The sequence below is a fragment of the Oceanicaulis sp. LC35 genome, assembly GCF_052055585.1.
Taxonomy (GTDB): domain Bacteria; phylum Pseudomonadota; class Alphaproteobacteria; order Caulobacterales; family Maricaulaceae; genus Oceanicaulis.
In genome coordinates this window covers 482,369-495,826 of the sequence record NZ_CP170485.1, presented here as the reverse complement: position 1 = coordinate 495,826, position 13,458 = coordinate 482,369, and the positions used below count along the sequence as shown (strand labels likewise).

Below are 13,458 nucleotides of genomic sequence, written 5' to 3'. Positions count from 1 at the left end.
TTCCCTTCTAAGGTCCTCGCCCAATCTCGCTGGAGAGCGTCATGTCGCGCGCCCGCGCAGGCGATAGCCGTATCGCTGCGATCCTCGGCCCCACCAATACGGGCAAGACCCATCTCGCGCTCGAGCGCATGATGGCGCACGGGACGGGCGTGTTCGGCCTGCCCCTGCGGCTGCTGGCGCGCGAACTTTACGACAAGGTGGTCAAGGCCAAGGGGCCGGCCTCGGTGGCCCTGATCACCGGCGAGGAAAAGATCGTCCCGCCTACCGCGCGCTATTTCCTGTGCACGGTGGAGGCCATGCCGCTGAACATGCGGCCCGCCTTTCTGGCCATTGACGAGATCCAGCTCGCCGCCGACCCCGAGCGCGGTCATATCTTCACAGATCGCCTGCTGCATGCGCGAGGCACGCAAGAGACTCTGTTTCTGGGCGCGGCCACCATGCGGCCCATTCTGCGCCACCTGATTCCCGAGGCCGAGATTGAAGAGCGCGAGCGCTTCTCCACCCTCAGCTATGCCGGAACCAAGAAGCTGACCAAGCTGCCGCGCCGGTCCGCCATCGTCGCCTTCAGCTCCGAGGATGTGTACTCCATCGCCGAGCTGGTGCGGCGTCAACGCGGCGGGGCGGCTGTGGTAATGGGCGCCCTGAGCCCCCGCACCCGCAACGCCCAGGTCGAGCTTTATCAATCGGGCGAAGTGGACTTCCTGATCGCGACCGACGCCATCGGCATGGGCCTGAACATGGACGTCGATCATGTGGCCTTCGCCAGCTATTCAAAATTTGACGGCCGCAAACGCCGACGGCTTTTCCCCCAGGAAGTGGGTCAGATCGCGGGCCGGGCCGGTCGTTTCCGGTCTGACGGCACGTTTGGCGACACTGCGGACGCCCGTCCGCTGGACCCGGACATCATCGAGCGGGTCGAGGACCATGTGTTCGAGCCGATCAAGAAGCTGACCTGGCGTGAGAGCCATCTTGATCTCAGCTCGCTCGACTCTCTGCGCCACTCCCTGAACGCGCCGTCACCGGATCCTGTACTGGAACGGGTGCGCAGCGCGGCGGATGAAGATGTGCTCGATCTGGTGTCCCGGGTTCCGGATGTGCGCGCGCGCGCGGCGGCGCGCGGCGGTACGGCGCGCCTGTGGGATGTGTGCCGGACGCCGGACTTCCGCAAAACCAGCCCCGATGATCATGCGCGCCTGATTTCAACGCTTTACATGCATCTGACCAGTCCCAAGGGTCATTTACCGGACGCCTGGCTGGATGCACAGTTAAGCCGTCTGTCCAAGACCTCTGGCGACGTGGATGCGCTGGCCCAAAGACTGGCCTATGTGCGCACCTGGTCTTACGCGGCGCACCGGAAGGACTGGACAAAAGACCCTGAATATTGGACGAGCCGTACCCGAGAGGTTGAAGATCAGCTCTCCGATGCGCTTCATGAGCGCCTGACCGCCCGCTTCATCGATCGCCGCACCAGTGCGCTGATGAAGGGGTTGCGTGAGAAAACCGATTTGGAAGCCGGGCTGAACCGCCTGGGCGAGGTCACTGTGGAGGGCCATTTCGTGGGACGATTGAACGGGCTGAGCTTTGAAGCCGACGCCGCGGGCGAACCGCTGGCGCGCCGGGCGGTGGCGAATGCCGCAATGAAAGCCGTCCGCCCCGAGGTGAACCGCCTGCTCTCCCAGCTCTCACAGGCCGAGGATGCAGAGCTTGCTCTGGGCGAGGACGGCGTGCTGCGCTGGAAGGATGACCCGGTCGGGCGCCTGAAGGCGGGCGGCGATCCCTTTACCCCCGGTGTCGCGCTGATTGGCGGCGAGCTGGGCTCGAGCGAGCTGATCGCCCAGGCTGAAAAGCGCCTGATGGCTTTCGCGGCCAGCCAGGCCGAGACCCGACTGGAACCGCTTCTGGCCCTGCGCAAGGCGCTCAAGGAAGAGGGCAAGCTTGATGGCCTCGCCCGCGGCGTCGCCTATCAGCTGGTGGAAAGCTTTGGCGCCATGTCGCGCATCAAGCTGGCCGACGAGCTGGCCGCCCTGTCCGTGCCCGAGCGTCAGTCCTTGCGCCGAGCGGGTGTGCGCATTGGCGAGCACGCTGTCTTCATGCCCGCGCTTCTCAAGCCGGGCGCCGCACGGCTCCTGTCCATGCTCAAGGCGATCCATGAAGGCGATATCGAGCGCGCGGTGAACCCGCCGCCGGGCCTGACCAGCATTCCCAATGAGCGTCGCCACACCCTGGCCGACTACGCCGCTGCGGGCTTCCAGCCCTGCGGGCCGCGCGCCGTGCGTCTGGACATGCTCGAGCGTCTGGCCGACCTCATTCGCGAACAACGCTCGGAGAACAAGGAACGCCGGTTTGAGCCCAATGCGCCGATGACTGCGCTTCTGGGCTGCTCGAACGATGATCTGCGTGAAGTGCTCAAGGCGCTTGGCTATCGCCGGGTGCAGAAAGCCGCCGAGGATCAGCCTGAGCTTTGGTCGGGCCGCTCGCGTTCGACCCAGCGCCCGGCTCAGGCGGGTCAGAAGCCGCAAGGCAAAGGCAAGCCACAGGGCAAAGGCCCGCGCAAGGATGCGCACAAGCCGCGCCCCGCGCCGGTGAAAGACAAGCCGATTGATCCGGATTCACCGTTCGCCGCTCTGGCGGCGCTGGAGCTCGAACAGCCCAAGCCGGCCTCCCAGAAGCGTCGCAAACCGCGCAAGAAGCCCAAGGCCAAGCCTGCCGAAGCCCAGGCAGACACTGCAAACAGTGAAACGCCTGCAGCAGAGGCGCCCGAAGCGCCTCAGGCTGAAGCCGACGCCAATGCGCCTCAGATGCCGACCGACGCCGTTGCCGCGTCTGACACGGCGGATACAGATCAAGACCGCTCATGAGCGAGCACGGCGAGTCCATGCGCTGCGATGTGTGGCTGTTTCGGACACGCCTTTACAAGTCGCGCGGTCTCGCAGGTCAGATGGTGGAAAAGGGCGCGGTGCGGATTGACCGCAACGGCCAGGTTACGCGCCTGACCAAGCCTGCAGCACCTGTCCGCCCCGGGGATTGTCTGGTGATCCGCCGTGATCCCGACCCGATGCGGCTGACCATTCTGGCGCTGCCAGAGCGGCGTGGACCCGCGCCCGAAGCGCAGTCATGCTACAGCCTTGAAACCGAGTAGTGCTTTATCTTTTCTGGATCGATCATGTTTGAAACCCTGAAACGCCTCTTTGCAGGTTCTCAAAACCAGGACGAAGAGACTTTGAGCCCGGAGCTGTCCACCGCCGTCCTGCTGGTTGAGGCTGCGCTGTCTGACGGGATTTATGCAGACGTGGAAGAGGCGGAAATCATCTCGGTGTTGTGCGCCGGATTTGATCTGGATGAAGCGCGCGCTGCAGAACTGCTTGAACAAGCCGAAGACCTGGCCGAGGCGGCCGTGGATCACCACCGCTTCACCCATGTGGTCAAGCAGTTGCCACGTGAACAGCGCCTGACCATCCTGGCCGATCTATGGCGCGTGGTTCTGGCTGATGGCGAGCGCGACGCCCATGAGGATGCCCTGATCCGGCGCCTGGCGCCGCTTCTGGGCCTGTCAGATCGTGATCGCGCCGAAGCGCGACATGCCGCCTCGGGCCGTTGACAAACCCGCCCCGGGGGGCCATGTCCCGCCCAACTTTCTGTCTAACAACATTGTTCCGAGGTCGCCTGCGCGATGACCTATATCGTCACTGACGCCTGCATCCGCTGCAAATTCACCGATTGCGTGGAAGTCTGTCCGGTGGACTGCTTCTATGAAGGCGAGAACATGCTCGTCATTCATCCTGACGAATGCATTGATTGCGGCGTGTGCGAGCCTGAGTGCCCGATCGAGGCGATCAAGCCGGACACCGAGGATGATGCGGACGGCAAGTGGCTGGCCCTGAACTCCAAATACGCGACCGAGTGGCCCAACATCACGGTCCGCAAGGACCCGCCGGCGGACTACAAGGAATTCGAGACGATCACGAACAAGCTGGAGAAATACTTCTCCGAAAAACCGGCTTCGTGAATCCCTGAACGCCTTCAAAATGTTAGCAATCGGTTAACCGCCTTCCGGGGGCGGAATGATCGCTGCTGCGCATCAAGTTGAGTTATTGTAGTTTTTCTGTTATGGTCTTTGTCTTCGGTGAGCGCAGATGCGCGTATTCCGGGACAGCAACCGCCTTGATGTAACTGTTTCACAAAAAGCCCGACCGCTGGTCTTCGTACAAGATCAGAGCGGGTTTTTGCGCGGTCCATTAGACCTCGTAGACATGATCAGTTCGGCAGGCTTTGGACGAGAGGGCCTCGTATGACCAAGAAATCCGCCAACGACAATAAGACGTTCAAGAAAAGCGACTATGTGGTCTATCCCGCTCATGGCGTGGGCCGTGTTGTGGGCGTCGAAAAAGAAAGCGTCGCCGGATTTGATATCGAGGTCTACGTCGTCTCCTTTGAACAGGACAAGATGACCCTGCGCGTGCCGACCGCCAAGGCGACCGCTGCAGGCATGCGCCCGCTGGCCAGCGATGACGTGCTCAAGGATGCGCTCAAGACCCTGAAGGGCAAGCCCAAGGTCAAGCGCACCATGTGGAGCCGCCGCGCCCAGGAATATGAAGCGAAAATCAATTCAGGCGACCTGATCTCCATCGCGGAAGTCGTGCGCGACCTGCACCGCCAGGAAGATCAGCCCGAGCCGTCCTATTCCGAACGCCAGCTTTATGAATCCGCACTCGACCGCATGGTCCGTGAAGTCGCAGCCGTCGAGAAAGTCGACCGCGAGAAGGCTCTGGAAATGCTGACCACGACCCTGACGAAAAAGGCCGCCTAAGCCGCCGGACTCTGTCAGTCACCAGACTTCAAACGCCCCGTCAGATTGTTCTGGCGGGGCGCTTTGCATTCATGACCAGCCATTCGTGAACTATCACCTCATTGCGTGATCCAGACGCCCGCCCGCTTCGTATAGGCTGATGAACACATCAAAGGCCCATGCGAAACGAAAGCGAATGTGATGTCACACTCTGCCCAGACTCGCTCCGCCCCGGCGCGTTCCGCCGACCCCGACCGACGGTATATGAAGCGCGCGATGGACGCCCCGCTTCTTGAGCGGGAAGAAGAGCTCAATCTCGCCACCGCCTGGAAAGACAAGGGCGATGAAGAGGCGCTGCATGCGCTGACCACAGCCTATATGCGCCTTGTGATCTCCATCGCCGCCAAGTTCCGCCATTACGGCCTTCCTTTTCCGGACCTCGTCTCCGAAGGCAATATCGGCCTGATGCAGGCGGCCGCCCGCTTTGAGCCAGAACGCGAAGTGCGCTTCTCTACCTATGCCACATGGTGGATCCGCGCCTCGATCCAGGACTATGTGCTGCGCAACTGGTCCATCGTGCGCACCGGCACCACCGCCGCGCAGAAATCGCTGTTCTTCAACCTCCGTCGTCTGCGGGCCCTCATCAAGGATACGAGCTCGGGCCAGCTGACGCCCGAGAATCGCGCCTATGTGGCCCAGGCGCTTCGCGTGGGCGAGGATGACGTGGAGAAGATGGCGAGCCGCCTCGCTGCTGTGGACCGTTCCCTCAACGCGCCCTTCTCCGAGGATGGCGAGGGCGAGTGGCAGGATCTTCTGGCCGATGAGAACCCCGATCCTGAAACCCAGGTCATGGAAGACCGCGATCAGGCCCGGCGCGCTCAATGGCTGGGCGAGGCTCTGGGCCGTCTGAGCGAGCGAGAGCAGTTGATCATCCGCGAACGTCGTCTGGGTGAAGACAGCGTCACCCTTGAGAAGCTGGGCGAGCGGCTGGGTATTTCCAAGGAGCGCGTCCGCCAGGTCGAGCATCAGGCGATGAAAAAGCTCAAGCTCTACCTCACCGAGGTGGTGGGCGACCCCGAGGAAGCCGGGCTGCTGCCCACAGGCTAGACCTCAGGGCAGAGCCGCAGGTTCAGGCGCATCCAGCACCTCGATCTGCCACGGGCTCTGCACATGGATCATCGGGCCGTTCTCGGCATAGAGCCAACCGCGCACTCTGATCTGCGCGCCCTCGAGCGCCGAGGGGTCGGAAAGCCCGGCCGCCTCAAACCGTTCCCGGTCATCGCGGTTCAGACTGACGGTGAAGTCGGTGCGCCAGTTCATGCCGAAATTGAGATAGAGGCGGCCATTGCGCGCCTCCCCGATGGCGACCACCCGACCCTCTATGATCTGCGCGCTATCCAGATGCTGGGCCAGAGGGTCCGGGTCGGGCGCGCGGATCAAGAACGCGCCATCGCCCCAGCCGCCCCGACCCGCAGATCGGGCGTCCGCCTCCAGCGCATACAACAGGTCTGCACGCGCATCAGCCTCGGGTCGAGGCCAGACGACCGCGTGACCAGACGTCACCATTTCAGCATCGAGAAAGACCGTTTCACCGGCCCTGTTGAACATTGCGATCACCACCGGGCGGTCATACCGGTCTCGCCCGGCCTCGGTCTCGATCAGGCTGAGTCCGGCGCCCGCCTCATCGAGCAGACTCTGCAACGCCTCACGAGACTCATCTGAGTCCGCGCCGCGAATTCCGGCGAGAAGCGCGTACTCACGCACGCCCTCTAAGGTCTCATACAGAAAGCCATGCCCGGTCCGCGCCCCTACAGGCTCCACCGTTTCAGCCGGCGCTTGCTCAGCCCCCCTGCAAGCTGACAGGCCAATCAGAACCAGCGCGAGATACGCGATCCTCATCATCATCCACTCCCCCGACGGGGGAATAGTCTGCCCGTCAGCCGCAGAAGATCAAAGCCTAGAAGCGCGTATTCAGACGCATCCAGACCCCGGCGCCGGCGCCCGGCACACGTTCACCCACAGGCACGCCCAGTCCGGCATTGCGATTATAGCCGCCCAGATGGTCGCGATAGGGCTGATCCAGAAGGTTCTCGATCCCCGCCGACAGGCTCACCCGCTCACTCACCTCCCAGCGCCCATACGCATTCAGGAGCACATGGCCGGGTGTTACCTGTTCGCTGTTCTCGCTTGAGACCTTGTCCTGTTCGGCCACCATCAGCGTTTCAAGACTGGCCGACCAGCGCGCCTGTTCATAGGTCGCGCTCAGGCGCAGGGTGGCGGGCGTGATGCGGTACAGATCGTCATTCACATCATCGCGCTCGCCGCGCACATAGGTCAGCACGCCGTCCATGCGCCAGCGCTCTGTCAGCACCAGACCGAAATCGGCGTCAAAACCGTAAAGCCGGGCGTCCACATTGGAAAAGCGCAAGGGCGTCGGATCGCCATTCATGGCCGAGACCATCTCAAGCGGCGTATCAACCACGCCGGGCGTGTTGGGCTCGGCGGGCACACCCTGGATATAGTCCTCGACCCAGCTGACATAAGCCGTCGGGCGCAGATAAGCGCGTGGCGTTTCCAGATCGAAACCCGCCTCAAGGCTGGTGGCGACTTCGGGCTTGAGATCAAGCGAGCCGACATAGGTATTGCCGTCCGCCAGACCGCCCGACGCCGTGATCGGCAGCCAGCCATAGCGTTCGACCTGCCCGCCAACCCGCGATTTACGCGCCAGTGCGCCGCGCAGGGTCAGCGTCTCCGACATCGGTCGAGCGATGCGCAACAAGCCATCCACAGTCACGTCGTCCCAGGACCGATCCGCATTGGCCAATGCCATCGCCAGCATGCGCGGCCCTGCGGGCAGGGCTGCCCCCAGGCGCGGCGTTCCGGCATCCGCGTCATGGGCATCCACCCGCAAACCGGCATAGACCTCATAGGCAGAGAACGGCCCGTCCCATTCGGCATAGACGCCGGTCCGGCCCAGTTCCACATCCGGGAACGGGGTGACGAAGAAATCGGCATTCATCGGATTGGTCACGGTCGTATCGTGGCGAATATCCGCCCGGTCGATCCCAAGACGCAGCACCCCGCCCTGCAAGGCGCGTTCGGCGTCTGCGCTGACGCTGACGGTCTCTGAGCTGGCGAAGGTCTCACGCATCTGCATGGGCGCAGGGGATGGGCGCAGATCGTAATTGTTCATGGCGTGATCCACACGCGCGTGCCCGGCCTTGAACGACAGGCTCCATTCGCCGAGCTCGGTGTTCAGCCCCAGACGGCTTGAGGACGTATCCATGAAGCGAATGTCCATGGGGAAAGGCGGATTGCCCGTATTGCCGCCCTCCTGCCAGCGGACATCAGCCGTCAGCTCGGTCGTCTCGGTCAGACGCACGCCATAGCCGAAGCCGTAGACATCGCGCTCATGGCCGGTCCCGTTGAGCGTGCCGTAGGGCGTATCCAGATCCTCGCCGCTTTCCGTCGAGGCCAGCACTTCAAACCGTTGACGCGCAGTGGACAGGCCCGCAACGCCGCCCACAGCCGTGCTTTCATCCACGCTGCGCACAATGGCGGTGAGGTCGGCATGAAGCTCCGGCGTCTCGCCCTGCGCGTAACCGAGATGCTTGAACACCGCATTCACGCCTGCACTCAGGGATGGCCCCTGACGGACGGGAGACGGGCCCCGGGTGACCTCAAGACGGTCCAGCAAGGGCGCGGGCGCGTAGTGAAGCGGCGGGTCCATCAGATTGGGGCCGCCCGAATGGAAGGCCTGTCCATCCAGACGCACCGCGACACGCGCACCATAAAGGCCGCGATACTGCACCTGGCCCGACAGCGCGCCATTGTCGACCAGCGCTGCGCCAGGAAGACGGGCGGCGAGACCGGCGGCGTCCGGGGCAGTCGCGGGCGCCAGATCAATCAGCACCGAGTCCTGATCAGGGGAGACCGGGGACTGGCCGGTCACGGTGATCACATCCACCCAGCGCGATTGCGGAGCGGGAGCGGCCTCGTTGGCGAAAGCGGCAGAGGTCAGGGCCAGCGTGGATACGCCGGCAAACAGAATTTTGGTCATGGAATTGAAAGTCTCAGAACAGATCACGCGCCCGGCAGGACCGGACGCAACACGCACCCATCAGGCGCGACGAAAGAGAGATCCATTCATGAGCGGCGGCGCGCGAAGCCCGACGGGCGGGCCGGCCGGTTGGCGCGGACTGGCCTGATCAATCCGCAAGGGACGCGGATCGGGCCCAACCCCCAAGTGGACGGCTAGCGCCGGGACGTCGGAGGCCAGCGCAACGGCATGGCCCAGCATGCAGGCGACACAGTCTGATGCGTCATGGTCAGGGGCGGGTTGCGGGTCTTCCAGACCTGTCAGGGCCGCCAGTTCGGCTATGGCGGCGCGGGCTTGCGCATCCCGCACGACCTGCCCGCACATGTATTTCGCCGCGTCAAACCCGGCGGCGTACGCCGTGCTCGCAGCCGACGACCACAACGCCTGAAGGGCGATGAGGACCGCGGCGAAGCGGATCAGGACCGGATGGGACAGGCGAAACATATCGCCCTATAGGTCAGAGCAACGCGCCTGCAAAGAGGCCCTAATGTCTCAGCCTGGGTCTACCAGGTTTCCGCCCACGGCCTCAGGTCCAGCTCATGGGTCCAAGCAGAGCGTGATTGTTGATGCAGGCTGACATAGGCCCGGGCAATGGCCTCCGGATCGAGAATCCGGTCCTCGGCGCGCATCGCGTCCACATCGGGCAACATCTCCCGGATAAACGGGGAATCAATCGCTCCGTCGATCAGGGCGTGGGCCACATGGATATTCTTCGACCCCAGCTCCCGGGCCATGGACTGGGCCAGGGCGCGCAGGGCGAACTTCGCCCCGGCGAAAGCAGAATAGCCCTTCCCGCCCCGGACCGACGCCGTTGCGCCGGTGAAGATGATCGTTCCGCGCTCACGCGGGATCATCTTGCGCGCTGCTTCCCGGCCCGCAAGAAAGCCTGCAAAGGCGGCCATCTCCCAGACCTTGCGATAGACCCGCGCGCTGGTCTCCTCGATGGGGAAGTTCACATTCGCGCCAATATTGAAGACCATGATTTCAATCGGCCCGACGTCAGCCTCGACCTGGTCAAACAGCGCCGTCATCTGGTCTTCATCCCGCGCATCCACGCCATAGGCATGGGCGCGACCGCCGGTGTCCCGGATCGTCTGCGCCAGCGCTTCTAGCTGATCGAGATGACGCGGACGACGCACCACGCAGGCGTCGTAACCGTCTTGAGCGAAGGCGCGCGCAATCGCGCCGCCCGTGGCGTCGCCCGCGCCGATGATCACCGCCGCGCCGTTCATGACAGATGCTTTCTGATTTCGGCCTCGATCTGGGCCAGACGTTCCTTGCCATAGAACATCTCGTCACCCACGAAGATGGTCGGCATGCCAAAAGCGCCGCGTACGACCGCATCCTGGGTATTAGCGATCAGATGCGCCTTCACTTCGGTGTCACCGGCGCGCGCCAGCAGGGCGTCCGCGTCAAACCCGGCGTCCGAGAAATGCGCCTTGATGACGTCGTCCTGCGTGAAATCCCGGTCCAGCTCCCACATCCCCGCAAAACCCGCATCCAGAAAGGCGCGCAATGTGTCGGGCGCATCCAGCTCCACCGCCGTCGCCATGCGCATCAGGGTCAGGGTGTTCATCGGGAAATGGGAGTTGAACTTGAACGCCCCCAGATCGTGCTCGGCCACGTAGCGGCGAATTTCGAGCATTTCGTAATCAAGCTTGTGCTTGATGTCGGCGAAGGCGAAGAAGGGCGACTGATTGCCCGTCTCCTTGAAGATCCCGCCCAGAAGGCAAGGCCGATAGCGAAATCGAACGCCCGTGCGCTGCTCAATTCCGGGCAGGACCTTGTGAACCAGGTAGGCGTTCGGGCTGCCCAGATCGGTGATGAAATCCGGTTCAATCATGTTTGCGCGTCCTTGTTGCGGTTCGCCCGCGCCTTGAGCGCGGCATAGGCGTGTTTGGTGATGTCCGGCGCTGCCTCTGTGGCGCTCATCTCAAGGTCATCGACCTGAACCTCGCGCCCTGTAGCGGTCTCAAGGCGGATCGGCGCCAACGCTTCACCGGTGTCGCGCACGCTGAGACGCACCGGGGAGCGCCCCGGCTCAAACGTCCAGCGCTCGCCCCATTGCATGAGCGCGATCAGCGCGGGCGCGAGCTCTCGGCCTTTTGCTGTGAGCTCATATTCAAAGCGTTGTTTGCCCGGGTTCGTCTCCTGACGCTCCAGCACATCCTGGTCCACCAGCCGGTTCAGACGGTCTGTCAGGATTTTCGCCGACACGCCGAGCCGGTCCCTGAAATCGGAAAATCGGCGCACGCCCGCGATGGCGTCTCTGAGCACCAGCAAGCACCAGGGATCACCGATCACATCAACGGCGCGGGCCACCGGACAGGGATAGCGGGACAGGGAGGTTCGGGTCATACGGTAAGATTGCCCCAATTGGTTTCTTAAGGCAACTAAAATTGGGAGCGCGCCGACGTCCTCCAATACCCCAGTGTTGATTAGTCAGGTTTGCGGCCCACCATGGAATACAAAGCTTCCAGATACGCATCGAACGCCTTGCGACCCTCCGGGGTCAGCCGAGCCGTGGTCAGGGTCTTTCGAGAGACGATCTGCTTGTCGATGGAGATATAGCCCGCCTCCTCCAGCTTTCTGAGCTGGATGGAGAGATTGCCCTGGGTGGCCTTGAGCGCCTCTTTAAGCGCGTTGAAGGTCTCTGCTTCAGAATCAGCCAGCAAGGTCATGATCCCCAGCCGCAAGCGGCTGTGGATCACATCATCAAGCTTATCGATATCAAACGAACTCATAAGCGATCAGATTAAGGGTTGGACGCCGAGCGGATCAGGATCCAGCCAGGGAGCGCCATCAGCAGAAGCAGCACCGCCCCCAGAACCAGCATATAGGCCCAGACCATGCTGATCAGCAGGGCCAGAACCAGCACGCTGAGATACCAGCCGGCAGCGATCACCGCGGTCCAAAGACGGCGTGTGACCAGAGCGGCCAGAAACCAGCACGCGCCCTGAAACGCCGCGACCACCATGGGAAAGAGAATCCAGACCTCTGCTCCCAATCCTGTGCGCTGAGCCAGGAAAAAGCCAAGGGCCGCCACCGCATTGGCGATCCCCACACCGGCAAAACCACCCGTCAGCGCGCGGTTGGCGACGCCTTCAGGAGTTTTGGCGCGTACGGACAGGACGATTACGCCGACACAGAACACGCCGTTGGATGCCAGCGTACCGATCCAGAAGGTGGCATCGCCCAGGGGCGACCAGCCCAGCAATGCGAAACCGCAAGCCAGCGCGTAAAGCCCGTAGCACAGACCGGCCAGCCCATAGAGCTGGCCGGTGGTGCGGAGCTGCACGGGACGCTCTTTCAAGAGCGACCGGATAAAAGTCAGGTCATCACCCAAACCGGTTTCGGTTGTCATGCGGCTCCACCGTTATGCTCATTTACGCCGGAAGACCGGCTTGGTGCGTCCGTTCAGGATCCATCCAATGAAGGTCCCACGAACCAGCAAATGATAGCTGATCAACAGGATCGGCATTGCGATCAGCAGGATCAGAACCAGTTTCACCTCCGCTGGCAGCCCCCAGTCAAACATCCAGATCTGGAGCGTGACCACCAAAGGCAGGTGAACGAGATACACCCAGTACGAGGAGTCGGCCAGATAGCGCCAGACAGGGCTATGATGGTTCATGAGGGCCTGAAACAGACCGATAAAGCCAAAGATGAAGCCCCACATAGCGACCCCCAGGGCCAGGCCGAACAGGGCCTTTTTCATTTCAGACAGCGCCATCATCAAGTCCGGGCTGAATCCGACCAGAGCAAAACACCCGGCCGTCGCCAGCGCAGCCAGGCCCAGATTGATGAACCAGACACCTTTGAGTTGGTCGAGCACGTGTATCTGACGCTGCATCATCCACCCCATCCAGAACGCGAACGGGAAGGTCACCAGCGCAGGCGTGTTCGGCAACAATCCCATATCGGGTGAACGCACGCCAAACCAGATCGGGCCGGAGCTGTCTGAAAACACCAGGGCAGCGACGAGAGCCGCCGGCGCAACCAGCAGGAACGGCGTACCGGCCAGCATGGCGAACAGCTTGTCGACGGCGCGCCCCAGCGCGTCGGCGCCCGGAATGATCCTGGCCGCCAGAGCCGTCAGGATCGCCGCCGGATAGATCAGCAGCAGCACATACAGAAACCACAAATGGCTCAGCGGCACGGTGCGCCAGTTCAGTGGCGGCGCCTCGCCCTCGGGCAGCGGGCCGTACATGGTTGTCATGCCCCAGATGAACAGGGCGATGAAGGCCACGAACATGATCGGCCAGAGGCTCACAAATGGAAGCCCGATGCGCTTGAGACGGCTGAGGGCGAACCGGCCCGCACCCATACGTCGGTACATCATGCGGCCGAAGAAGCCCGCAAGCAGGAAGAACAAGGGCATGCGGAAGGCATGGATCACGAAGAACAGGCCCGACATCAGCGAGGAGCGGTCCGTATCGGCGATCAGCCAGACCCCCGTCGTGGGGAAGTAGGACAAGGTCGCGTGCAACACGACCCCGAGCAAGAGGGCGCTGGCGCGCAAGGCGTCCAGCGCATGAAGCCGTTCTGGGGAGGAAGTGGTCATTGAAATCTC

General features: G+C 62.9%; 15 protein-coding genes. 6 read left to right on the top strand and 9 right to left on the bottom strand.

Annotated features, from left to right (window positions below):
• Nucleotides 1-41 precede the first annotated feature (41 nt).
• The 6 genes from ACFELO_RS02380 (at nt 42) to ACFELO_RS02355 (ending at nt 5,893) form a co-directional block, all read left to right on the top strand.
• On the top strand, nt 42-2,858 hold the full coding sequence (locus ACFELO_RS02380) for a helicase-related protein (protein ID WP_440958974.1): 2,817 nt from the start codon (nt 42-44) through the stop codon (nt 2,856-2,858).
• Nucleotides 2,855-3,139 carry an RNA-binding S4 domain-containing protein gene (locus ACFELO_RS02375; RefSeq protein ID WP_440958973.1) on the top strand — a complete coding sequence of 95 codons (285 nt, stop codon included), beginning with the start codon at nt 2,855-2,857 and terminating at the stop codon, nt 3,137-3,139. Before ACFELO_RS02380 ends, ACFELO_RS02375 begins: the two co-directional genes overlap by 4 nt.
• 24 nt (nt 3,140-3,163) lie before the next feature.
• Nucleotides 3,164-3,598 (top strand): TerB family tellurite resistance protein, encoded by a 435-nt coding sequence (locus ACFELO_RS02370; RefSeq protein WP_440958972.1) that lies wholly within the window; start codon nt 3,164-3,166, stop codon nt 3,596-3,598.
• Nucleotides 3,599-3,670: 72 nt separating this feature from the next.
• The gene (gene fdxA / locus ACFELO_RS02365; RefSeq protein WP_009801787.1) at nt 3,671-4,006 is read left to right on the top strand and encodes a ferredoxin FdxA; all 336 of its coding nucleotides are present in this window, start codon (nt 3,671-3,673) and stop codon (nt 4,004-4,006) included.
• A 282-nt stretch (nt 4,007-4,288) separates the two neighbouring features.
• Nucleotides 4,289-4,807: a CarD family transcriptional regulator gene (locus ACFELO_RS02360; RefSeq protein ID WP_009801788.1), complete on the top strand. Its 519-nt coding sequence runs from the start codon at nt 4,289-4,291 to the stop codon at nt 4,805-4,807.
• A gap of 180 nt (nt 4,808-4,987) precedes the next feature.
• Nucleotides 4,988-5,893 carry an RNA polymerase factor sigma-32 gene (locus ACFELO_RS02355; RefSeq protein ID WP_440958971.1) on the top strand — a complete coding sequence of 302 codons (906 nt, stop codon included), beginning with the start codon at nt 4,988-4,990 and terminating at the stop codon, nt 5,891-5,893.
• A gap of 3 nt (nt 5,894-5,896) precedes the next feature.
• On the opposite strand, the gene ACFELO_RS02350 is transcribed toward ACFELO_RS02355, so the two are convergent.
• The 9 genes from ACFELO_RS02350 to ACFELO_RS02310 form a co-directional block, all read right to left on the bottom strand.
• On the bottom strand, nt 5,897-6,691 hold the full coding sequence (locus tag ACFELO_RS02350; protein ID WP_440958970.1) for a thermonuclease family protein: 795 nt from the start codon (nt 6,689-6,691) through the stop codon (nt 5,897-5,899).
• A 52-nt stretch (nt 6,692-6,743) separates the two neighbouring features.
• Nucleotides 6,744-8,846: a TonB-dependent receptor gene (locus ACFELO_RS02345; protein ID WP_440958969.1), complete on the bottom strand. Its 2,103-nt coding sequence runs from the start codon at nt 8,844-8,846 to the stop codon at nt 6,744-6,746.
• Nucleotides 8,847-8,906: 60 nt separating this feature from the next.
• Nucleotides 8,907-9,329, bottom strand: a complete 423-nt coding sequence (locus ACFELO_RS02340) for a hypothetical protein (protein WP_440958968.1) — start codon at nt 9,327-9,329, stop codon at nt 8,907-8,909.
• Between the two features lie 59 nt (nt 9,330-9,388).
• Nucleotides 9,389-10,117 (bottom strand): SDR family oxidoreductase, encoded by a 729-nt coding sequence (locus ACFELO_RS02335; RefSeq protein ID WP_440958967.1) that lies wholly within the window; start codon nt 10,115-10,117, stop codon nt 9,389-9,391.
• Nucleotides 10,114-10,728 carry a 2-hydroxychromene-2-carboxylate isomerase gene (locus ACFELO_RS02330; RefSeq protein ID WP_440958966.1) on the bottom strand — a complete coding sequence of 205 codons (615 nt, stop codon included), beginning with the start codon at nt 10,726-10,728 and terminating at the stop codon, nt 10,114-10,116. Before ACFELO_RS02330 ends, ACFELO_RS02335 begins: the two co-directional genes overlap by 4 nt.
• Entirely contained in the window at nt 10,725-11,243 is a 519-nt protein-coding gene (locus ACFELO_RS02325; RefSeq protein WP_440958965.1) for a winged helix-turn-helix transcriptional regulator, read from the bottom strand. Before ACFELO_RS02325 ends, ACFELO_RS02330 begins: the two co-directional genes overlap by 4 nt.
• 80 nt (nt 11,244-11,323) lie before the next feature.
• Complete coding sequence (locus tag ACFELO_RS02320; RefSeq protein WP_440958964.1) at nt 11,324-11,629, bottom strand: winged helix-turn-helix domain-containing protein; 306 nt, start codon at nt 11,627-11,629, stop codon at nt 11,324-11,326.
• Between the two features lie 11 nt (nt 11,630-11,640).
• Entirely contained in the window at nt 11,641-12,249 is a 609-nt protein-coding gene (locus ACFELO_RS02315) for a hypothetical protein (RefSeq protein ID WP_440958963.1), read from the bottom strand.
• An 18-nt stretch (nt 12,250-12,267) separates the two neighbouring features.
• Nucleotides 12,268-13,449 (bottom strand): acyltransferase family protein, encoded by a 1,182-nt coding sequence (locus tag ACFELO_RS02310; RefSeq protein WP_440958962.1) that lies wholly within the window; start codon nt 13,447-13,449, stop codon nt 12,268-12,270.
• Nucleotides 13,450-13,458 lie beyond the last annotated feature (9 nt).